At 60.4% G+C, this 20690-nt stretch carries 18 protein-coding genes, 1 tRNA gene and 1 other RNA gene; 17 read left to right on the top strand and 3 right to left on the bottom strand.

Features of this window, described 5'->3' with window-relative positions:
• Nucleotides 1-12 precede the first annotated feature (12 nt).
• The 4 genes from GKN89_RS16635 (at nt 13) to GKN89_RS16620 (ending at nt 2870) form a co-directional block, all read left to right on the top strand.
• On the top strand, nt 13-456 hold the full coding sequence (locus GKN89_RS16635) for a universal stress protein (protein WP_019452601.1): 444 nt from the start codon (nt 13-15) through the stop codon (nt 454-456).
• 71 nt (nt 457-527) lie between these two features.
• Nucleotides 528-1040: a DUF962 domain-containing protein gene (locus GKN89_RS16630; RefSeq protein WP_063918229.1), complete on the top strand. Its 513-nt coding sequence runs from the start codon at nt 528-530 to the stop codon at nt 1038-1040.
• 233 nt (nt 1041-1273) lie between these two features.
• Nucleotides 1274-2440, top strand: a complete 1167-nt coding sequence (locus GKN89_RS16625; RefSeq protein WP_063918228.1) for an MFS transporter — start codon at nt 1274-1276, stop codon at nt 2438-2440.
• 193 nt (nt 2441-2633) lie between these two features.
• A complete protein-coding gene (locus tag GKN89_RS16620; protein WP_019452598.1) occupies nt 2634-2870 on the top strand; it encodes a DUF4282 domain-containing protein in 237 nt (78 codons plus the stop codon).
• Between the two features lie 57 nt (nt 2871-2927).
• Here the strand turns inward: GKN89_RS16620 and GKN89_RS16615 are convergent, their stop codons facing one another.
• Both GKN89_RS16615 and GKN89_RS16610 read right to left on the bottom strand, forming a co-directional pair.
• On the bottom strand, nt 2928-3677 hold the full coding sequence (locus GKN89_RS16615; protein WP_025160408.1) for an NAD(P)-dependent oxidoreductase: 750 nt from the start codon (nt 3675-3677) through the stop codon (nt 2928-2930).
• A 93-nt stretch (nt 3678-3770) separates the two neighbouring features.
• Nucleotides 3771-4634, bottom strand: coding sequence for a LysR family transcriptional regulator (locus GKN89_RS16610; protein ID WP_019452596.1), 864 nt, complete (start codon nt 4632-4634; stop codon nt 3771-3773).
• Between the two features lie 114 nt (nt 4635-4748).
• On the opposite strand from GKN89_RS16610, the gene GKN89_RS16605 reads away from it, so the two are divergent.
• From GKN89_RS16605 to GKN89_RS16590, 4 genes are all read left to right on the top strand, one after another.
• Nucleotides 4749-5507, top strand: a complete 759-nt coding sequence (locus tag GKN89_RS16605) for an SDR family NAD(P)-dependent oxidoreductase (protein ID WP_063918227.1) — start codon at nt 4749-4751, stop codon at nt 5505-5507.
• Nucleotides 5508-5766: 259 nt separating this feature from the next.
• Nucleotides 5767-7635, top strand: coding sequence for a PTS beta-glucoside transporter subunit IIABC (gene bglF / locus GKN89_RS16600; protein ID WP_154747388.1), 1869 nt, complete (start codon nt 5767-5769; stop codon nt 7633-7635).
• Between the two features lie 14 nt (nt 7636-7649).
• The gene (locus tag GKN89_RS16595) at nt 7650-9053 is read left to right on the top strand and encodes a glycoside hydrolase family 1 protein (protein WP_154747387.1); all 1404 of its coding nucleotides are present in this window, start codon (nt 7650-7652) and stop codon (nt 9051-9053) included.
• Nucleotides 9054-9200: 147 nt separating this feature from the next.
• Nucleotides 9201-10571 (top strand): carbohydrate porin, encoded by a 1371-nt coding sequence (locus GKN89_RS16590; protein WP_370520222.1) that lies wholly within the window; start codon nt 9201-9203, stop codon nt 10569-10571.
• Here the strand turns inward: GKN89_RS16590 and GKN89_RS16585 are convergent, their stop codons facing one another.
• On the bottom strand, nt 10572-11171 hold the full coding sequence (locus GKN89_RS16585; protein WP_154747386.1) for an HD domain-containing protein: 600 nt from the start codon (nt 11169-11171) through the stop codon (nt 10572-10574).
• A 97-nt stretch (nt 11172-11268) separates the two neighbouring features.
• Between GKN89_RS16585 and GKN89_RS16580 the strand changes: the two genes are divergently transcribed.
• From GKN89_RS16580 to GKN89_RS16540, 9 genes are all read left to right on the top strand, one after another.
• Complete coding sequence (locus tag GKN89_RS16580) at nt 11269-11733, top strand: MarR family winged helix-turn-helix transcriptional regulator (RefSeq protein WP_019452590.1); 465 nt, start codon at nt 11269-11271, stop codon at nt 11731-11733.
• Between the two features lie 160 nt (nt 11734-11893).
• The gene (locus GKN89_RS16575; RefSeq protein ID WP_004934114.1) at nt 11894-12319 is read left to right on the top strand and encodes an organic hydroperoxide resistance protein; all 426 of its coding nucleotides are present in this window, start codon (nt 11894-11896) and stop codon (nt 12317-12319) included.
• Nucleotides 12320-12544: 225 nt separating this feature from the next.
• Nucleotides 12545-14239: a kdo(2)-lipid A phosphoethanolamine 7''-transferase gene (eptB, locus tag GKN89_RS16570; RefSeq protein WP_063918223.1), complete on the top strand. Its 1695-nt coding sequence runs from the start codon at nt 12545-12547 to the stop codon at nt 14237-14239.
• A 118-nt stretch (nt 14240-14357) separates the two neighbouring features.
• Entirely contained in the window at nt 14358-14948 is a 591-nt protein-coding gene (gene uhpA / locus GKN89_RS16565; RefSeq protein WP_019452588.1) for a transcriptional regulator UhpA, read from the top strand.
• On the top strand, nt 14945-16489 hold the full coding sequence (gene uhpB, locus GKN89_RS16560; protein ID WP_370520220.1) for a signal transduction histidine-protein kinase/phosphatase UhpB: 1545 nt from the start codon (nt 14945-14947) through the stop codon (nt 16487-16489). Before uhpA ends, uhpB begins: the two co-directional genes overlap by 4 nt.
• 95 nt (nt 16490-16584) lie before the next feature.
• A complete protein-coding gene (locus GKN89_RS16555) occupies nt 16585-17916 on the top strand; it encodes an MFS transporter (RefSeq protein WP_019452586.1) in 1332 nt (443 codons plus the stop codon).
• Nucleotides 17917-18036: 120 nt separating this feature from the next.
• Nucleotides 18037-18113: transfer RNA gene (locus GKN89_RS16550), tRNA-Pro, on the top strand.
• 36 nt (nt 18114-18149) lie between these two features.
• Nucleotides 18150-18278, top strand: a non-coding RNA gene (locus GKN89_RS16545) — RtT sRNA.
• Nucleotides 18279-18713: 435 nt separating this feature from the next.
• On the top strand, nt 18714-20405 hold the full coding sequence (locus tag GKN89_RS16540; RefSeq protein WP_154747385.1) for a glycosyl hydrolase family 18 protein: 1692 nt from the start codon (nt 18714-18716) through the stop codon (nt 20403-20405).
• Nucleotides 20406-20690: the final 285 nt, after the last annotated feature.

The raw sequence follows: 20690 nt of genomic DNA, 5'->3' as shown, positions 1-20690 counted from the left end.
ATGAGGATGGTTATGATTGAGAGAGTGTTATTGGCGGTGGACTGCTTTGAACACAGCGGCAACGCCCTGGAGTTTATGGCGCGTCTGCAAGGCAGCATCGGCGGCGTGATCGTGCTGACGGTGGTGGACAATGCCTTCACGCTTAGCCGCAGCGGCCTGCGTTTCGACAGCGACGAGCGCGAAGAATATCCCGCCGCCCAGCGCGAAGAGGCGCTGGCGGAAAAGCAGGTCGGGCAGGTGACTCGGGCGTTGAAACAGATGGGCTTCAACGCCCAGGGCCTGCTGGCTGCCGGGGCGCCCATCGAGGTGATCCCGGAGCAGATGGCGCTGTTCAACTGCGATCTGTTGATCATCTCGCACCGCCACCTGTCTTCGTTGGAGCGCTGGCTGAACGCCTCGGTCACGCGCGGCCTGCTGGATGAGATTGGTCAACCGGTATTGGTGATCCCGCGCTAAGCTATGGGGAAGGGCAGCCGCATGCGGCGGCGCGCGTTCGGCGACGAAGGCCACACATACCGGAGGTCAACATGCGAAGTCTGGAAGATCAACTTGCCGCTTATGCCGCCTATCATCGCGATGCGCGCAATATCGCCACACATTTTATCGGCATCCCGCTGATCGTCGTCAGCCTGTTGGCGCTGCTCTCTCGGCCGGCATGGGGGGCGGGATGGCTGCCGTTCTCGCCGGCCTGCGCGCTGGTTATCGTCTCGGCGCTCTATTACCTGCGGCTGAATCTGCGTCTTGGCGTCATGATGTTGGCGTTGCTGGTGCTGTGCCTCGGGTTCGGCGCCTGGGTGGCGTCGCTGTCGACGGCGGCGTGGCTGAGCGTCAGCCTCGGCGGTTTCGTGATCGGCTGGCTGTTTCAGTTCGTCGGGCATTTCTGGGAGGGGCGAAAACCGGCGTTTATGGACGACGTGGCGGGCCTTATCATCGGCCCGCTGTTCGTGCTGGCGGAAGCCTGCTTCCTGGCCGGCGGGCTGCCTGAGCTGGCGCGGAATATCGAAATGCGTGCGGGCAAGGTGCGCCGCGGGAGGGCCTGAGGTGGCGTTGATTCCACGCTCATGACAGACGTCTTCCGGCCCGATACTCGGGCCGCCATGCCTTATCCCCGTCCGGGTGACGGATGCCGATAGCCTTCCCTTCCCGCCGCACTTTTAACAAAATCGCAAAAGTCTTTTAGCCTTCCGCCGGCTTATCTTTGCTGTGACCAATGTCATACTTTCGGCATCTTAACTGTTCCCGCGCTTCGGCAGCGGTAAACCGGAGTTGTTGCATGAAAGTGAATTATCCCTTGTTAGCCCTGGCGGTGGGGGCGTTCGGTATCGGCACCACCGAGTTTTCCCCCATGGGGTTGCTGCCAACCATCGCCAAAGGGGTGGACGTTTCCATTCCGATGGCCGGCATGTTGATCAGCGCCTACGCCGTTGGCGTGATGGTCGGCGCACCGTTGATGACGCTGCTGCTGTCGCACCGGGCGCGCAGAAGCGCGCTGATCTTCCTGATGGCGATCTTTACCCTCGGCAACGTGCTGTCGGCCCTCGCGCCGGATTACACCACCCTGATGCTGTCGCGCATCATCACCAGCCTGAACCACGGCGCTTTCTTTGGCCTCGGGTCGGTGGTGGCCGCCAGCGTGGTGCCGAAGGAGAAACAGGCCAGCGCCGTGGCGACCATGTTTATGGGCCTGACCATCGCCAATATCGGCGGGGTGCCGGCCGCGACCTGGCTGGGTGAAACCATCGGCTGGCGCATGTCGTTCCTGGCTACCGCAGGGTTAGGCGTGGTCGCCATGCTGGGGCTGTGGTTCTCGTTGCCGCAAGGCAGCGCCGGGGCGCGGCCCGATGTGAAACGCGAACTGTCGGTGCTGGTGCGGCCGCAGGTATTGACCGCGCTGCTGACCACCGTGCTGGGCGCGGGCGCGATGTTCACGCTCTATACCTATATCTCGCCGGTATTGCAGCATATCACTGAGGCGACGCCGTTGTTCGTGACGGTGATGCTGGTATTGATCGGCGTTGGTTTCTCCATCGGCAATTACCTCGGCGGCAAATTTGCTGACCGCTCCGAAAGCGCGACGCTGAAAGGCTTCCTGCTGTTGCTGGCGGCCATCATGCTGCTGATCCCGTTGCTGGCGCGCAGTGAAATCGGCGCGGCGGTCAGCATGGTGATTTGGGGGGCGGCGACCTTCGCCGTGGTGCCGCCGCTGCAGATGCGCGTGATGCGCGTCGCCAGCGAAGCACCTGGCCTGTCGTCTTCGGTCAATATCGGCGCTTTCAACCTGGGCAATGCGCTCGGTGCCGCCGCCGGCGGCGCGGTGGTCTCCGCCGGGCTGGGATACAGCTTCGTGCCGGTGATGGGGGCGATTATCGCCGGGCTGGCGCTGCTGTTGGTGCTGTTTACCAGCCGCCGAGCCGAAAAGGTGGCCTACGCCAACGGCTAAAAACGACAGCGTGCGGCGGGTTTTACCCGTCGCACGCCGTTAGCCGCATAAAACATAAACGCTTATCCACTCCCGCCCCCATTTATCTGTTCGGCATCTAGTCTTAGCCGCTATCATTACCCATGTATATGTATGGTGGCCGCTAGCACGGCACCTCTGGGATAATGAAAGACCTGCCTAAGGAAAGATCCACATGAGAAATATCTTCTTCTTCGATGCGATGCTGACGCCAAAAATCATCACCGCCGTTTACTGGCTGGCGCTGTTGGGCGTGTTGATCAGCGGTATTGGCATGATGTTTTACGGCGAATTCTTCCGCGGACTGTTCGGCATCATCGTCGGCGGCGTGTTCGTGCGCGTGGCGTTCGAGATGATTATCATTGCGTTTAAAAATAACGAATATCTGCGCAAAATCGCCGAAAAACCGTAATTTCCCGCCAGGCGCCGGGTTCTGCCCGGCGTTGTTCTCTCCCCCCCTTGCCGCCTGCTACTCGAAACCGAGCAGGCTGAACGCATCGTCCTGCGGGTAGTAACCGAGCAAACGGCTGGTCTCTTCCAGCGATAAACGTTTGTAACGGTTATTGGAAACCCCGTGCACCACCGCATATTGCACCTCTGCGACACGAATGCAGCGCTCCAGCAGATCGGCGGCGTCGCGATGGCTGAGAAACGCGCTCATGTCGCGGGCGCTGAGGCGATCGCCCGGGCTCAGGGCCGTGAAGTTGGCGATGCGCACCGACAGGGCGGAAAGCCCCTCCTGGTGGGCGAAATAGGCGGCGATGCCTTCGCCGAACGCCTTGCTGGCACCGTACAGGTTTTTCGGTTTCGGCGCGTCATCCGGGCGGATTTGGTAATCGAGCGGATAACCTTCCACCGCCTGTGCGCTGCTGGCGAACACCACCCGGCGGCAGCCGGCATCTTTCGCCGCGCGGAAGATATTGAAGGTGCCGAGAATGTTGTTGTCCATCAACGAACTGCAAAAATCGGCGTCGGGAGCCGGATCGGCGGCCAGGTGCAACACGGTGTCGATGTTGGCGCAGGCTGCGCGGCAGGCGTCGAGATCGGCGATGTTGAAGCTGATGATCTCATCGCCGGGCAGCCGATCGCTCAGCAGGCTGATGTCGCGTTCCGCCAGGCGCAGCGCGTAGCGATCGCCCATGGCCTGACGAAACGCCGTGGCGACCCGGCCGCCGGCGCCGGTAATCAAAATCCGTCCTACATCAGTACGCAACACCATGATGATGGTCATCCCTACTCTCGATTAAGCGTTGACCAGTAATAATCCCCTGCGTGACTTTTGTCCAGTATTTATATTAGTTGTTCTGATGGTTTATGCCGGCAATGGGCACGTTTTACCGAGCGTCTCGACCAGGAAAGTCATCACTGCGCGCACGGCGGCGGTACGCGCCAAATCGGGATACGTCACCAGCCAAAGCTCGCGCGTTGGCGCGGCGCTCGCCGTGGGCAACGGCACCAGATCCGGATCGTTATCGGCGACAAACGTCGGCAAAACGGCGGCACCCAACCCTGAACGTGCCGCTTGTTGCAGTGAAAACAGATCGCTGGCCTGAAAGACCACCGGCCGCCCCTGTAACAGCTGCTGCAACCATTGTTGATGCGGCTGCTGTCGGTAGTGAGGGTCATAGGCGAGAAAGCGGCGCGCCGCGTCGGGCAGTGCGGCATGCTCCGGCGCGGCGTACAGCGCGTAGCGCATCATGCCGATACGCTGTGCCAGCAGCTCCGGCTGCTGTGGGCGCACCATGCGCACGGCGATGTCCGCTTCGCCGCGATCCAGCTCCGCGAGCGCGGATTCACCCGCCAGCGTCACGACGATTTGTGGGAAAGCCTGATTAAATTCGGCAATGCGCGGCGCGAGAATATGCGCGGCGATCGACGGCGGCGCGCTGATGCGCACGCTGGCCTGTGGCGTTGCGCCGGCGCTGCGCGCATGGCGGATAATGGCCTGGCTCTGCGCGTCGATCCCGGCCGCCAGTCCGGCGATGGCCAGCCCGTCCTGGGTCAGCGGGGTGCTGCGCGGGTGACGTACGATCAAACGCAGGCCGAGCGCCTGTTCCAGCGCCGCTACGCGTCGCCCGACGGTGGCGTGATCGCAGCCCAATTCCCGCGCCGCCGCCGACAGCGAACCGGTGCGCGCCAATGCCACGAAGTGTTTTAAATCCTGCCAGTCAAACATCGGTGAATTCCTGCACATTAACGATGCGGTTTTCAGGAATATTCACACGGATAGCGTCGTGATTCAATGTGCGAACACATCCTTTTAAATTGAATTATTCAATTAGGGTTTCTTATGAATTTGCAATTGCAACAACGCACGGCATTGGTCACGGGAGCCAGCGAAGGGATCGGTGCCGGCATGGTCAGGGTGCTGGCCGCTCAAGGGGTCACGGTAGTGGCCACCGCACGACGCGGCGATCGGCTGCAGGCCTTGGCGGATGAGGTGGAACGGCAAGGCGCTGTGCGCCCGTGGGTCGCCGTTGCAGACGTTACCGACCCCGAAGCGTTAACCCAACTGGCGGCGCAGGCGCTGCGTCAGCTGGGGACCGTCGATATTCTGATCAACGCGGTCGGCGCATTTCACCCCACGGCGCTGGACGAAAGCGATCGCGGTTGGGAAGAGGCTTTCGCTTTGAACTTCACGCCGGCCCGGCGGTTGACTCAGGCGCTGTTGCCGGCCATGCAGGCGCAGGGCTGGGGGCGGGTTATCAACATCAGCGGCTCGATGGAGCCGCGCAGCCTGAGCGCCGCCAGCGCCGCCAAGGGCGCGCTGCATCTGTGGGCCAAGGGGCTGGCCGGCGACGTGGCTGCGCAGGGGATTACCGTCAATACGTTACAGCCGGGGCGCATCAACAGCGAACAGATCCGCGAGCGCTTATACGCATCCGATGAAGCGCGCCAGGCGTTCATTGCGCAACATATCCCGATAGGCTACTTCGGCGAGCCGGAAGATATGGCCTATCTGGCGGCGTTTCTTTGTTCCCCGCTCGCGCGATATATCACCGGCGCAGTGATCCCGGTAGATGGCGGCATGCATTATTTCGCGCATTGAGGCCGTTTTGCCCCTGCGATCACAGTTCGAGAATTTGCCGCCGCAAAGCCTTGCCCCGGCAAAATCCGCGGTGGTAACGTCATAACTCAACCGATTTAGGGTTGTTACTGCTGCGGCAGGCAAAACCTAAACCTCGCGTTTTTGTCCCTCGATGGGGCAGAGGCCGCGAGGTTTAGGTTTTTTTTTGCGCCGCATTTCGGCCCTGCGCCAGGCCAGCGCAGGGCGGGCTCGGCAGAACGTGAAGTCTAAGGATAACCGTATGAAATATGACACATTAGCCAGTGAGATTTTGGCCGGCGTCGGTGGCCGCGACAATGTGAAAAGTCTGGTGCACTGCGCCACTCGCCTGCGTTTCAAGCTGCGTGACGACAGCCATGCCAATGCCGAGGCGCTGAAGAAAAACCCCGGCGTTATCATGGTGGTGGAGAGCGGCGGCCAGTTCCAGGTGGTGGTGGGTAACCACGTCGCGGAGGTGTTCGATGCGGTCAACCGGGTCGGTGGGCTGGCTGAAGGCGCGCCGAATGGCGACGAGGCGGACGGCAAGAAGGATAACCTGCTCAGCCGCTTTATCGATCTGGTGTCCGGCATTTTCACCCCGTTGCTCGGGGTGATGGCCGCTTCGGGGATCCTGAAAGGGTTCCTGGCGCTGAGCCTGGCCTGCGGTTGGCTGCTGGAAAGCGGCGGCACCTTCAAAATGCTGTTCGCCGCCAGCGACGCGCTGTTCTACTTCTTCCCGATCATGCTCGGCTATACCGCCGGGAAAAAATTCGGCGGCAACCCGTTCGTCACCATGGCGATCGGCGGCGCGCTGACGCACCCGCTGATGATGGCGGCCTTCGAGGCGGCGCAGCAGCCGGGCGCGGTGCGCGAATACTTCTTCGGCATTCCGTTGACCTTCATCAACTACAGCTCGTCGGTGATTCCGATCATCTTTGCGGCCTGGGTGTCCTGCCGCCTGGAGCCGCTGTTCAACCGGGTGATCCACAGCGCGCTGCGCAATTTCATCACGCCGCTGCTGTGTCTGGCGATCACCGTGCCGCTGACCTTCCTGTTGATCGGCCCGGCGGCGACCTGGCTCAGCCATCTGCTGGCCAACGGTTATCAGAGCATTTACGCCTTCAACCCGATCATTGCCGGCGCCTTTATGGGGGCGATGTGGCAGGTGTGCGTGATCTTCGGCCTGCATTGGGGGCTGGTGCCGTTGATGATCAACAACCTGAGCGTGCTGGGGCGCGACACCATGGTGCCGCTGCTGCTGCCGGCGGTGATGGGGCAGGTCGGCGCCACGCTGGGCGTGATGCTGCGCACCCGTGACGCCAAGCTGCGGGCGCTGTCCGCGTCGGCGATCGGCGCCGGCATTTTCGGCATCACCGAGCCGGCGGTGTACGGCGTCACCTTGCCGAACAAGCGCCCGTTCATCTTCGGTTGCATCGGCGGCGCGCTGGGCGGCGCGGTGATCGGCTACTTCCATACTTCGGTTTACTCGTTTGGTCTGGTGAGCGTGTTCACCTTCGCGCAGATCATCCCCGGCGGCGGCATCGACGCCACGGTGTGGGGCGCGATCGGCGGCACCCTGCTGTCGTTCGTGTTCGCCGCGCTGGCCAGCTATCTGTTCGGCGTCGCGCCGGCGGAAGAGGCCGTCGCGCAGCCTGAAGCCGCTTCACCGCTCAACCGCAAACAGGCGATCCTCAGCCCGATCGCCGGCGATATCGTGCCGCTGGAGCAGGTGAACGACGCCACCTTCGCCAGCGGTCTGCTGGGGAAAGGCGTGGCGATTGCGCCGCAGCAGGGGCGCGTAGTGGCACCGGTGAGCGGCAGCGTGGCGTCGCTGTTCAAAACCAAACACGCCATCGGTATCGAATCGGACGACGGCGCGGAGATTCTCATCCACGTCGGCATCGATACCGTGAAGCTCGACGGGGCGCATTTCACTGCCCACGTGCGGGAAGGCGAACGGATCGCCCCGGGCGATCTGCTGATCGAGTTCGACCAGGCGGCGATCCATGCCGCCGGCTATGACACCACCACGCCGATCATCATCAGCAACAGCGATGACTACGTGGACGTGTTGACCAGCGGCCTGTCTCCGGTGCAGGAACAGGCGCCGCTGCTGACTTTATTACGTTAATTGAGGAGCAAGCGATGAACGGCAAGTTTCCGCAACATTTTCTGTGGGGCGGCGCGGTAGCGGCGAACCAGGTAGAAGGCGCATATCAGGCTGACGGCAAGGGGCTGTCGACCTCCGATCTGCAGCCGCAGGGCATTTTCGGCGCCATTACGCCGCGCATGCCGGGCGACAGCGGCATCAAGGACGTGGCGATCGATTTCTATCATCGCTATCCGGAAGACATCGCGCTGTTCGCCGAAATGGGTTTCAAGTGCCTGCGCACCTCGATCGCCTGGACGCGCATTTTCCCGCAGGGCGATGAAGAGACCCCTAACGAGGCCGGGCTGGCGTTTTACGATCGGCTGTTCGACGAGATGGCGAAGTATGGCATCCAGCCGCTGATCACGCTGTCGCACTATGAGATGCCTTACGGCCTGGTGAAGAATTACGGCGGTTGGGGCGATCGCCGGACCATCGCTTTCTTCGAGCGCTATGCGCGCACCGTATTCGAACGCTATAAGCACAAGGTCAAACACTGGCTGACTTTCAACGAGATCAACATGTCGCTGCACGCGCCCTTCACCGGCGTCGGCCTGCCGCCGGAGAGCGACCGGAGCGCCATCTATCAGGCGATCCACCATCAGCTGGTGGCCAGCGCCAAAGCGGTGAAGGCCTGTCACGAGATCGTGCCGGAGGGCAAAATCGGCAACATGCTGTTGGGCGGCATCCTGTATCCGCTGAGCTGCAGGCCGGAAGATCTGCTGGAAACCCAGCGCCAAAACCGCGACTGGCTGTTCTTCGGCGACGTGCAGGCGCGCGGCTATTACCCGGCCTATATGCAGCGATTCTTCCGCGAAAACGGCATCCAGGTGGAGATCACCAACGAAGACCGGCAAACGCTGCGTGAAACCATCGATTTCATCTCGTTCAGCTACTACATGAGCGGCTGCGTAACCGCCGATCCGGAGCAGTACGAAACGGCGCGCGGCAACATTCTCGACATGGTGCCGAATCCGCACCTGGCCAGCTCGGAGTGGGGGTGGCAAATCGATCCGATCGGGCTGCGCTACCTGCTCAACGTGTTGTACGACCGCTATCAGAAGCCGTTGTTTATCGTTGAGAACGGGCTGGGCGCCAAAGACCGCGTCGAGGCCGACGGCAGCATCAACGACGATTACCGCATCAACTACCTGAATGATCATCTGGTGCAGGTGGCCGAGGCGATCGATGACGGCGTCGAGGTGATGGGCTATACCAGCTGGGGGCCGATCGATCTGGTCAGCGCCTCGAAGGCCGAAATGTCGAAGCGTTACGGCTTCATTCACGTCGACAGAGACGATGTCGGCAACGGTAGCCTCGAGCGTCGCCGCAAGAAGAGTTTCTACTGGTATCGCGATGTGATCCACAGCAACGGCGCCAGCCTGAAAGACCGACGCTAGCCCTTCAGCCCGGCGGCAAACGCCGGGCATTAACCTTTATTCGCTGCTGTTCATGATGGGAAATTCTCTCCCAGGGAATGCTGTTGCCCGCAGTCAGCCGTTATGCGGAGAAATATAATAATGATGAAAAGCTTATTACCTCGTTCTATGACTCTGGCGGCGCTGGCGCTGTGGTGCAGCCAGGTGCAGGCGGAAACGCTGCAGACCGGCAAGGACGTCGAAGCCCCCACCGCCAAATGGGAAGGGGTGGCGCTCGGTTTTGAACCGCCGCAGCCTGGGCTATTGGGGGATATGCTGGGGATCAGGCCGATCCTGGAGGATCACGGTTTCCACTATAATCTCGGTTACCTCAGCCAGCTGTCGTATAACGCCGGCGGCGGTTACAACCACGATAAGCAGGCGTCGTACATCGACCAATTTTCGCTGACCTTCAGCCAGGATCTGCAGGCGCTGACCGGCATTCCGGACGCGGCGATCGAAGGCAATATCGTCAACCGCAACCATGACAACAGCCTGACCCGCGATCGGCTGCAGGATCCGCGCGTCGGCCTGACCGATCTGTCGCAGGAGAGCTTTGGCGGGCAGTCGATTACCCGCCTGGGCTGGTTGACCTTCAGCCGTTCCTTCCTCGACAGCCGGCTGCAGTGGCGCATTGGCATGATGAACAAGGTGCAGGATTTCGATCAGATCATCCCCTGCGACTTCCAAACGCTGACGCTGTGCGGCGGCAAGTCCGCCAACTCCTTGACCTGGTACAACTGGAACGTGCATTACTGGGGCACCACGCTGCAGTACAAGCTGACTGACGGCCTGACGCTCAAGGGCGGCGTGATGGAACAGAACCCGAGCGCCCCCAGCCGCAGCCACGCCTGGAGTTGGTCCACCAAGGGCAGCAAAGGCTTTCTGTTGCCGATGGAGCTGGAGCTGAAAACCCACGCCGTCAACCAGCTGCCGGGGGTGTATAACCTGGGCGTGCTGTTCACCAACGCGCGCCAGAGCGATCTCTATGAAGGGGTATCCGGCGGGCCGGGCGCCAGCGATCCGCAGGGCTATCGCAGCCACGATCGCACCTGGTTCCTGTACACCGGTTTCAACCAGCAGGTGACGCGCCATGCGGATGACGCCAACCGCGGTCTGAGCGTGTTTTACAGCCTGGGGCTGGGGGATCAGCGCAGCAACTACCTGCACTGGTCCACCTCGACCGGCATCCGTTACCGCGGGCTGTTCGATGCGCGGCCGGACGACTGGCTGGGGCTGGGTGTCTCGGTAGTGAAGCTGAGCGATCGCTATAAAGACAATCAGCGCTATCTCAACCAACTCAACGGCGTCAGTGATTATCACGATCCGAACTACCGGCCGGTACCGGGCCATTCGGTGACGGCGGAGCTCTATTATCGGGTGAACGTCACGCCGTGGCTGCAGCTGCAGCCGGGCCTGCAGTATTGGCATCACCCGGCGGGCGTCAGCGAGACGCAGGACGCCTGGGTGACGGCGTTGAAAACGGTAGTGACCTTCTGATCAGGCCGCGTCGTTCTCGCGGTAGCGCCGGCGGGCATGATCGAACCAGCTGGCCGGCACGTTGTGCGGCGGCTGCTGCAGTCTGAGCAGCCCCTGTTCGACGATATGGCTGGCCTGGCGCCACAGCGTCGGGTCGCCTTCGGTCAGTACCTCCAGCAGGCGCTGCTTCTCGATAAGGTAGGTCTGGGCGAAGTGGCTGTCGTAGTCCAGCAGCGAGCGGGTGTTGTCGATCAGATCCGCCAGCTTGATGGTTTTGGCCTGTGGCGATGCGCTTGCGCTGTGGCGCCGATCGCGGTTTTTGCGCTCGAAGCGGTTGCCGTCCTCGGCGTGGCTGACGTTGGTCAACATCCGCACCAGCTCCGCTACCTGCGGCCCAAAGTGGCTTTCGATATCGCCGAGGGTGGTGGGCGTGTCTTCCACCGTGTCATGCAGCCAGGCGGCCGCCAGCATCTCTTCGGTATGCGGCACGCTACGCACCAGTTCCATGACCGCCTGCGGGTGGACGATGTACGGATCGTCGGTGTATTTGCGGCGCTGATCGATGGCCGCATGCGCCTTGGTGGCGTAGCGGCGCGCGCGTTCTGCAAGCGTGTTCGTCATTTCCTTTCCCTCCGGGCTTCCTCTGCATGAAAAAAATGTAGCACACCTCACAAAAAATAGCTTGCGATTACATCGTGCGCTATCTATATTCACACACATGAAAAGCACCGATACCGAACAATTCAAGGCGAAGAACCTGCTGCAGCTCGATCAGCAGCTCTGTTTCGCGCTGTACTCCGCCAACCTGGCGCTGCACAAAGTTTACCGCAAGCTGTTGAATCAGCTCGAACTCACCTACCCGCAATACCTGGTGATGATGGTGCTGTGGGAACGCGATCGGGTGACGGTATCGGATATCGGCGAGCGGCTGTTCCTCGATTCCGCCACGCTGACGCCGCTGCTGAAACGGCTGGAAACCGCCGGTTTGCTGGTGCGCTATCGTGCCACCACCGACGAACGGCAGGTGATCATCGCGCTCACCGAAGCCGGCCGCGCGCTGCGCGAGCGGGCGCAATCGGTGCCCGAGGCGGTGATGTGCGCCACCGACTGCAGCCTGGACGAGATCGTTTCGCTTAAACAGCAGCTGGAAAAGCTGCGCGGCAGCCTGATCGATCAGATTTGACCCGTCGCCGCCGAACGCAAGAACGGCGCGGGTGGTCTACACTGGTTAATAAGTGTCAAAAATAAGTAGTGCGCGATTTAATCGCAAAAGATAAATATGTGACCGGTTTTCCCTCGTGGAAGCCGTAGTCATCTCGCCAACCAGCAAGAAGGAATGAACGATGTCTATTGAGAAAGTGGTTTACCGCGCTCACGCCACCGCAACCGGCGGCCGCGACGGCCGTGCGACCTCCTCCGACGGCGTGTTGGACGTGAAACTGGGCGTGCCGAAAGAGATGGGCGGTGCCGGCGGCGAAGTCACCAACCCCGAGCAGCTGTTTGCCGCCGGTTATTCCGCCTGCTTCCTCGGCGCGCTGAAGTTCGTCGCGGCGAAAGAAAAGGTTAAAATTCCGGCCGAAGCGAAGATCGACGGCACCGTCGGCATCGGTGAAATCCCGAACGGCTTCGGCATCGAAGTGCAGTTGGATATTTCGCTGCCGGGCATCGAACGCAGCGTGGCGGAAGATCTGGTGAAAAAGGCGCACGTGGTGTGCCCGTATTCCAACGCTACTCGCGGCAATATCGACGTCACTCTGAACGTTAAGTAAGATTTTCGCCGACACCTTGGAAAAAATGGAGGGTTTATCCCTCCATTTTCATGTCCGTCCCGCCTGAAAACAGTTCACGTAAATGGCAAAAAATGTCCGTTTTGTGAGAATTCTCTTGATTGTTGCCTGCCAAATCACGCTTATTGCCGGTTGGCTGAACCTGCAGCCGCATTGACTGTCTGAAAAACTCAGAACTGCTATCGCCCTCCGGAGCCACCGCACTACATGAACAAAATAAAATCGCTATCGCAGCAGAATTTATCGTTATTGTTAGCGATCTATATCGGCATCTTTTTAAACCTGTCCGTTTTTTATCGCCGTTTTGACTCGCTCGCGCACGGCATTCAGGGGATTAAGCTTATTTCGGCGGTGACGGAAGTGATCGCCATCGTTTTGTTCACTTTCTTTATCATGCGGTTGGTGTCGCTCGGCGGCCGTTTGTTTTATCGCATCGTCGCCTCGCTGCTGGTGCTGATTTCGGTTGCCGCCAGCTACTACATGACGTTTTTCAATGTGGTGATCGGCTACGGCATCGTGGTGTCGGTGATGACCACCGATATCGATCTGTCGAAAGAGGTGGTCGGCCTGCACTTCGTGCTGTGGATGATGGCGCTCAGCGCCTTGCCGCTGCTGCTGATCTGGAAAAACAGCCTGCGCCACACCCTGATAGAGCAGCTGAAAACCCCCGGCCACCGCATCAAGCCGCTGCTGGTCTTGCTGGCGGTGGTGGCATTGGTATGGCTGCCGCTGCGCATGCTGGACGATGAACAAAGCGTGCAGGAGAAGCTCGCCAACGTCGATCTGCCGAGCTACGGCGGGGTGGTAGCGCATTCGTACCTGCCGTCCAACTGGCTGTCGGCGCTGGGGCTGTTTGCCTATACCCGCTATGACGAAAGCCAGGATCAGAGCACGCTGTTCGATCCGGGCAAACACTTCACCTATGTACCGCCGGCCGACATCGACGATACCTATGTGGTGTTCATCATCGGCGAAACCACCCGCTGGGATCACATGGGCATGCTGGGCTACGAGCGCGATACCACGCCGCGGCTGTCGAAAGAGAAGAATCTGGTGGCGTTCCGCGGTGAGTCGTGCGACACCGCCACCAAGCTGTCGCTGCGCTGCATGTTCGTGCGTGAAGGCGGCGCCGAGGACAACCCGCAGCGCACGCTGAAAGAGCAGAACGTGTTTGCGGTACTGAAAGAGCTGGGCTTCTCTTCCGAACTGTTCGCCATGCAGAGCGAGGTGTGGTTTTACAACAACACCGAGGTGAACAACTATTCGTTCCGTGAGATGATCGCGTCCGAGAAGCGCAACGACGGCAAGGCGGTCGACGATATGCTGCTGGTGGATGAAATGAAGGAATCGCTGGCGCGTTATCCGAAGGGCAAACACCTGGTGATCCTGCATACCAAAGGCTCGCACTACCTGTACTCGCAGCGTTATCCGCGCAGCTATGCGCGCTATCAGCCGGAGTGTATGGGGGTGGATGACTCCTGCACCAAGGCGCAGCTGATCAACGCCTTCGATAACACCGTGTTGTATACCGACAGCTTTATCAGCAACGTGATCGATCAGGTGCGCGACAAGAAGGCCATCGTGTTCTACGCCGCCGATCACGGCGAATCGATCGGCGAGAATACACACCTGCACGGCACGCCGCGCGAAATGGCACCGCCGGAGCAGTTCCGCGTGCCGATGATAGTGTGGGCGTCGGACAAGTACCTCGAGAATCCGCAGCACCTCAGCGCCTTTGAGCAGCTGCAGGCGCAGCAGCGCATCGGCAGAACGCACCGCCACGTCGAGCTGTTCGACACCATTCTCGGCTGTCTCGGCTACACCTCGCCGAACGGCGGCATCGTGGATAAAAACAACTGGTGCCATGTGCCGCAGCCGAAAGCGGCGCCTGCCCGCCTGTAATCCCCCTGCCGGGCGCCATGTGCGCCCGGCTATTTCACCTAATACATTCTCTTCATCAATTATTCCGGTGTGTGCATACGGTATACTTGCGCACTTTCCCTGCTAACCGGAGATTTCCATGACCCTGCGCGTGGCGTTTATCGACGATCATGACATTGTGCGTTCGGGCTTTGTGCAGCTGCTGTCGCTGGAGGCCGATATTCAGGTGGTGGGCGAATTCAGCAGCGCGGCGCAGGCGCGCGCCGGCCTGCCGGGGCTGGAGGCGGAAATCTGCATCTGCGACATTTCGATGCCGGACGGCAGCGGCTTGGATCTGCTGGCGGACATTCCTTCCGGCATTCGCGTGGTGATGCTGTCGATGCACGATAATCCGGCGCTGGTGGAAATGGCGCTGGAGCGTGGCGCCAGCGGCTTTCTCTCCAAGCGTTGCAAGCCGGAAGATCTGATCACCGCAGTGCGCACCGTCGCCGGCGGCGGCGTCTACCTGATGCCGGAAATCGCCCAGCAGCTGGCGCGGGTGAAGGTGGATCCGCTCACCCGCCGCGAGCGCGAGATCGCGCTGCTGTTGGCGCAGGGGCAGGAGGTGCGCGAGATTGCCGCCGCGCTGGGGCTGTCGCCGAAGACGGTGCATGTGCATCGCGCCAACCTGTTCGCCAAGCTGGGCATCAATAACAACGTCGAGCTGGCCAGACGGATGTTGAATCTGTGACGCAGCGCCTGATCACCCAGCTGGCGCTGTTTTTCATCTATGCCGCCAGCGCGTTTTGCCTGTGGGGCATCGGCACCGCGCTGATCGATCCGCCCTGGCAGGCGCTGTTGCTGTTCCCGTTCGGCCTGCGCATGGGCATTCTGCTGCAGAGCCCGTACCGTTTCTGGCCGGGGATCCTGCTGGCTGACCTGCTGCTGATGGCGCTGCTGGCGGATCAGTTCGGCTATGGCCCGGCGCTGTGGGCATCGGTGGCGGTGCTGGTACTGACGGTGCTGCTCAGCCTGCTGGCCTCGCCGTGGTTGCTGCGCCATCAGCAGAGCGACAGTGAATGGCGCTGGCCGCTGTTGCAGGGCGCGGTGGTGGCCGCTGCCGCTTTATTGCAGGCGCTGGTGTGGCAACTGGTGAGCGGCGAGGGCGCCCGCGCGCTGCTGCTCGGCCTGACCGGCGGTTTCACCATCGCGCCGACCTGCCTGCTGCTGTGGCACTATCTGGCGCGCCAAATCTGGGTGCCGCTGGAGCCGGGGCTGATCCACAAACCGGTGGAGTTGCGCCTGGGTCACCTGGCCAGCTATCTGCTGCTGTTTGCGTTCAGCATCTGGCTGCAGCAGCAGGTTAACGCCGCCGAGCTGCGCCGTTTCGCGCCTTTCTGCCTGGCGATCCCAATCGTGTTCATGTCTTACCGCTACGGCTGGCAGGGGGCGCTGTTGGCGACGCTGCTCAACGGCGTGGCGCTGATGGTCAACGAGCCGCCGCAGCCGGAGTCGCACCGCGATCTGCTGTTGTCGTTGCTGGCCCAAAGCCTGACCGGGTTGCTGCTGGGGGCCGGCATTCAGCGCCAGCGCGAGCTGAATCAGCAACTGAGGCTGAGGCTGGAAGAGAATCGGCAGCTGGCGCGGGCGCTGGTGACGGCGGAGGAACAAACCCGGCGTGAGGTGGCGCGCGAGCTGCACGATGAAGTGGGGCAGACCATCACCGTTATCCGCACTCAGGCCAGCATCGTCAAGCGCCTGGCGCCGGAGCCGGCGGTGATCGGCTGCGCCGACGCCATCGATGCGTTGGCGCTGCGGGTCTACGACGGGGTGCACGATGTGCTGACCCAGCTGTGGCCGGCGGCGCTGAACAACCTGCCGCTGTCGGCGGCGGTGGCGGCGATGCTGCGGGAGTCGCTGCCGCAGGACGCGTCGCTGGTGAGTAGCATGCAGTGGCAGGTACCGGACGAACTGCTGGATGAAACGCTGAAAATCACGCTGTATCGGGTGTGCCAGGAAGGCGTGACCAATGTGTGCCGCCACGCCGGCGCCAGCCGCCTGGAGCTGGACGCGCGCCTGCAACCGCGCAAAGGCGCCGCGCCGCAGATCGTCCTAACCATCCGTGACAACGGCGTGGGTTTTGCTGCGGATAATCATCAGCCGGGATACGGCCTGCGCGGTATGCAGGAGCGTATCAGCGCCCTCGGCGGCAGCCTGCGGCTCACCTCTGAGCGGGGCGCCTGTTTGAGTGTGATCTTGCCCACAGTTTCGCCGGCGCAGGCGCAAAACTAGGAAAAACTCCTAGCCGCGTCGGGAATCCGGCGTAAGCTCCGCGCGCGCGCGAGGAGCATCATAGCGGCACTTTATTCAATCCTCTGAGGTTCCACATGTGGTCTTTCCTTAAAAGCCGCCCGGACGCGCCGCAGGTCACCGATCAACGGCAGATCGACGCCAGCTACAAATACTGGCGCATCCAGCTGATGTGCACCATGTACATCGGCTACGCCGCGTTTTACTTCACGCGCAAAAGCTTCAACTTCATCATGCCGGCGATGCTGAGCGATCTGGGCCTGACGATGTCTGACGTCGGCATTCTCGGCACGCTGTTCTACATCACCTACGGCTGCTCGAAATTCATTTCCGGCATGATCAGCGATCGTTCCAACCCGCGTTACTTTATGGGCCTGGGCCTGATCATGACCGGGGTGCTGAATATCTTCTTCGGCCTCAGCTCGTCGTTGATGATGCTGGGCACGCTGTGGATCCTCAACGCCTTCTTCCAGGGCTGGGGCTGGCCGCCGTGCTCCAAAATCCTCACCAGCTGGTATTCGCGCTCCGAGCGCGGCAGCTGGTGGGCGATCTGGAACACGTCGCACAACGTCGGCGGCGCGCTGATCCCGCTGCTGGTGGGCTTTATCTCGCTGCACTTCAGCTGGCGTTACGGCATGATCATTCCCGGCATCATCGGCGTGGTGCTGGGCCTGCTGATGTGCTGGCGCCTGCGCGACAAGCCGACCAGCATGGGGCTGCCGAGCGTCGGCAAATGGCGCAACGACGCCATGGAGCTGGTGCAGGAGTCGGAAGGTCAGGGGCTGAGCAATCGCGAGATCATCAAGCGCTACGTGCTGACCAACAAGTACATCTGGCTGCTGGCGGTCTCTTACGTACTGGTGTACATCGTGCGTACCGCGATCAACGACTGGGGCAACCTCTATCTGACGCAGGAAAAAGGTTATTCGCTGATGACCGCCAACTCGGCTATCTCGCTGTTTGAAGTGGGCGGCTTTATCGGTTCGCTGGTGGCCGGTTGGGGTTCCGACAAGCTGTTCCGCGGCAACCGCGGCCCGATGAACCTGATCTTCGCTATCGGTATCTTCCTGTCGGTAGCCGCGCTGTGGCTGATGCCGGGCGTCACCTACCTGCTGCAGGCCTGCTGCTTCTTCGCCATCGGCTTCTTCATCTTCGGCCCGCAGATGCTGATCGGCATGGCGGCGGCGGAGTGCTCGCACAAGGATGCGGCGGGCGCGGCGACCGGTTTCGTCGGCCTGTTCGCCTACCTGGGCGCGGCGCTGTCTGGCTATCCGATTGCGCGGGTGATGGAAATCTGGCATTGGAACGGCTTCTTCGTGGTGATTTCCATCGCCGCCTGCCTGTCGGCGCTGTTCCTGCTGCCGTTCCTGCGTGCGCAGACGCCGGCGCTGAAAACCGCCAAAGCCTGAGCATCCTGCGCTGCGCAACCCCCGGCGCAGCGCATTATGGCGCTTTTATCACCACTTGAAATACGGGGGCAAAAAAGTGATTGACGCCTATAACCGCCAGCAGTAAGATGCGCCCCGCATCGGCGAGTAGCGCAGCTTGGTAGCGCAACTGGTTTGGGACCAGTGGGTCGGAGGTTCGAATCCTCTCTCGCCGACCACCCTTCGAAAAACCTGCTTTTTAAAGCAGGTTTTTTTTCGCCTGCAGTTTATGCGGATGAGTACCTCCGCAGGAGGTTCGCGCCTCGCGAAGCGAGACAACGTTGCTTCAGCAACGGCCCGCAGGGCGCGCATCAAGGATGCGCGTAATCCTCTCTCGCCGACCACCCTTCGAAAAACCTGCTTTTTTAAGCAGGTTTTTTTTCGCCTGTCGTTTATGAGTGTCCTCCCTTCGTGGGCACTTACGGCTTCATTTTGGCAATGAACAGCATGGCGAGTTAATTCACCACCCCTGTGAAATATATTTATCCTTTGCAATTAATTAATTCACGATCCTTATTCCAATTAGGTTCTTTTTTCTATATTAAGATAAATTCACACTTGCTGAATAAAACCCAGTTGATAGCGCTCTTGTTTTCACGCCTTTTTTATTTATAGTCTGAATATACGCGGTGGGAATGATTATTTCGCCACGTGGAAAGACGCTGTTGCTATTTATTGATTTTAATTTTCGTGGATTATTGCGGAATTTTTTCGCTTCGGCAATGCATCGCGACGATTAACTCTTTTATGTTTATCCTCTCGGAATAAAGGAATCAGTTATGCGCAAATTTAATAAACCGCTGTTGGCGCTGTTGATCGGCAGCACGCTGTGTTCCGCGGCGCAGGCCGCCGCGCCGGGCAAGCCGACCATCGCCTGGGGTAACACCAAGTTCGCCATCGTCGAAGTCGATCAGGCGGCCACCGCTTATAATAATCTGGTGAAGGTAAAAAATGCCGCCGACGTTTCGGTCTCCTGGAATTTATGGAATGGCGACGCGGGCACGACGGCCAAGATTTTATTAAATGGCAAAGAGGCGTGGAGCGGCCCTTCAACCGGTTCTTCCGGTACGGCGAATTTTAAAGTCAATAAAGGCGGCCGTTATCAAATGCAGGTGGCATTGTGCAATGCCGACGGCTGCACCGCCAGCGACGCCACCGAAATTGTGGTGGCCGACACCGACGGCAGTCATTTGGCGCCGTTGAAAGAGCCGCTGCTGGAAAAGAACAAACCTTATAAACAAAACTCCGGCAAAGTGGTCGGTTCTTATTTCGTCGAGTGGGGCGTTTACGGGCGCAATTTCACCGTCGACAAGATCCCGGCGCAGAACCTGACCCACCTGCTGTACGGCTTTATCCCGATCTGCGGCGGCAACGGCATCAACGACAGCCTGAAAGAGATCGAAGGCAGCTTCCAGGCGCTGCAGCGCTCCTGCCAGGGGCGTGAGGACTTCAAAGTCTCTATCCACGATCCGTTCGCCGCGCTGCAAAAAGCGCAGAAGGGCGTGACCGCCTGGGATGACCCCTACAAGGGCAACTTCGGCCAACTGATGGCGCTGAAGCAGGCGCATCCCGATCTGAAAATCCTGCCGTCGATCGGCGGCTGGACGCTGTCTGACCCGTTCTTCTTCATGGGCGACAAGGTGAAGCGCGATCGTTTCGTCGGCTCGGTGAAAGAGTTCCTGCAGACCTGGAAGTTCTTCGACGGCGTGGATATCGACTGGGAATTCCCCGGCGGCAAAGGCGCCAACCCGAACCTGGGCAGCCCGCAGGACGGGGAAACCTATGTGTTGCTGATGAAAGAGCTGCGGGCGATGCTGGATCAGCTGTCGGCGGAAACCGGCCGCAAGTATGAGCTGACCTCCGCTATCAGCGCCGGCAAGGACAAGATCGACAAGGTGGCGTACAACGTCGCGCAGAACTCGATGGATCACATTTTCCTGATGAGCTACGACTTCTACGGCGCCTTCGATCTGAAGAACCTGGGGCATCAGACCGCGCTGAATGCGCCGGCCTGGAAGCCGGACACCGCTTACACCACGGTGAACGGCGTCAATGCGCTGCTGGCGCAGGGCGTCACGCCGGGCAAGATCGTGGTCGGCACCGCCATGTATGGCCGCGGCTGGACCGGGGTGAACGGCTACCAGAACAATATCCCGTTCACCGGCACCGCCACCGGGCCGGTCAAAGGCACCTGGGAGAACGGCATCGTGGATTATCGCCAAATCGCCAGCCAGTTCATGAGCGGCGAGTGGCAGTACACCTACGACGCTACGGCGGAAGCGCCATACGTGTTCAAACCTTCCACCGGCGATCTGATCACCTTCGACGATGCCCGCTCGGTGCAGGCCAAAGGTAAGTACGTGCTGGATAAGCAGTTGGGCGGCCTGTTCTCCTGGGAGATCGACGCGGATAACGGCGATATTCTCAACAGCATGAACGCCAGCCTGGGCAACAGCGCCGGCGTTCAATAATCGGTTGCAGTGCGTTGCCGGGGGATATCCTTTCGCCCCCGGCTTTTTCGCCGCCGAAAGTTTTTTTACGCCGCACAGATTGTGGCTTTGCCCCGAGCAAAACGCGGTCATCGGACTCACCCTTTTGGGTAATCCTTCAGCATTTCCTTCTGTCTTTAACGGCGATCACAAAAATAACCGTTCAGATATTCATCATTCAGCAACAAAGTTTTGGCGTTTTTTAACGGAGTTAAAAACCAGTAAGTTTGTGGGGGTCAGACCAATGCGCTAAAAATGACCGCTTAG

Source organism: Serratia sp. YC16, assembly GCF_009707615.1.
GTDB classification, from domain to species: Bacteria; Pseudomonadota; Gammaproteobacteria; order Enterobacterales; family Enterobacteriaceae; genus Serratia; species Serratia surfactantfaciens.
This window is presented reverse-complemented; position numbering and strand designations above follow the sequence as displayed.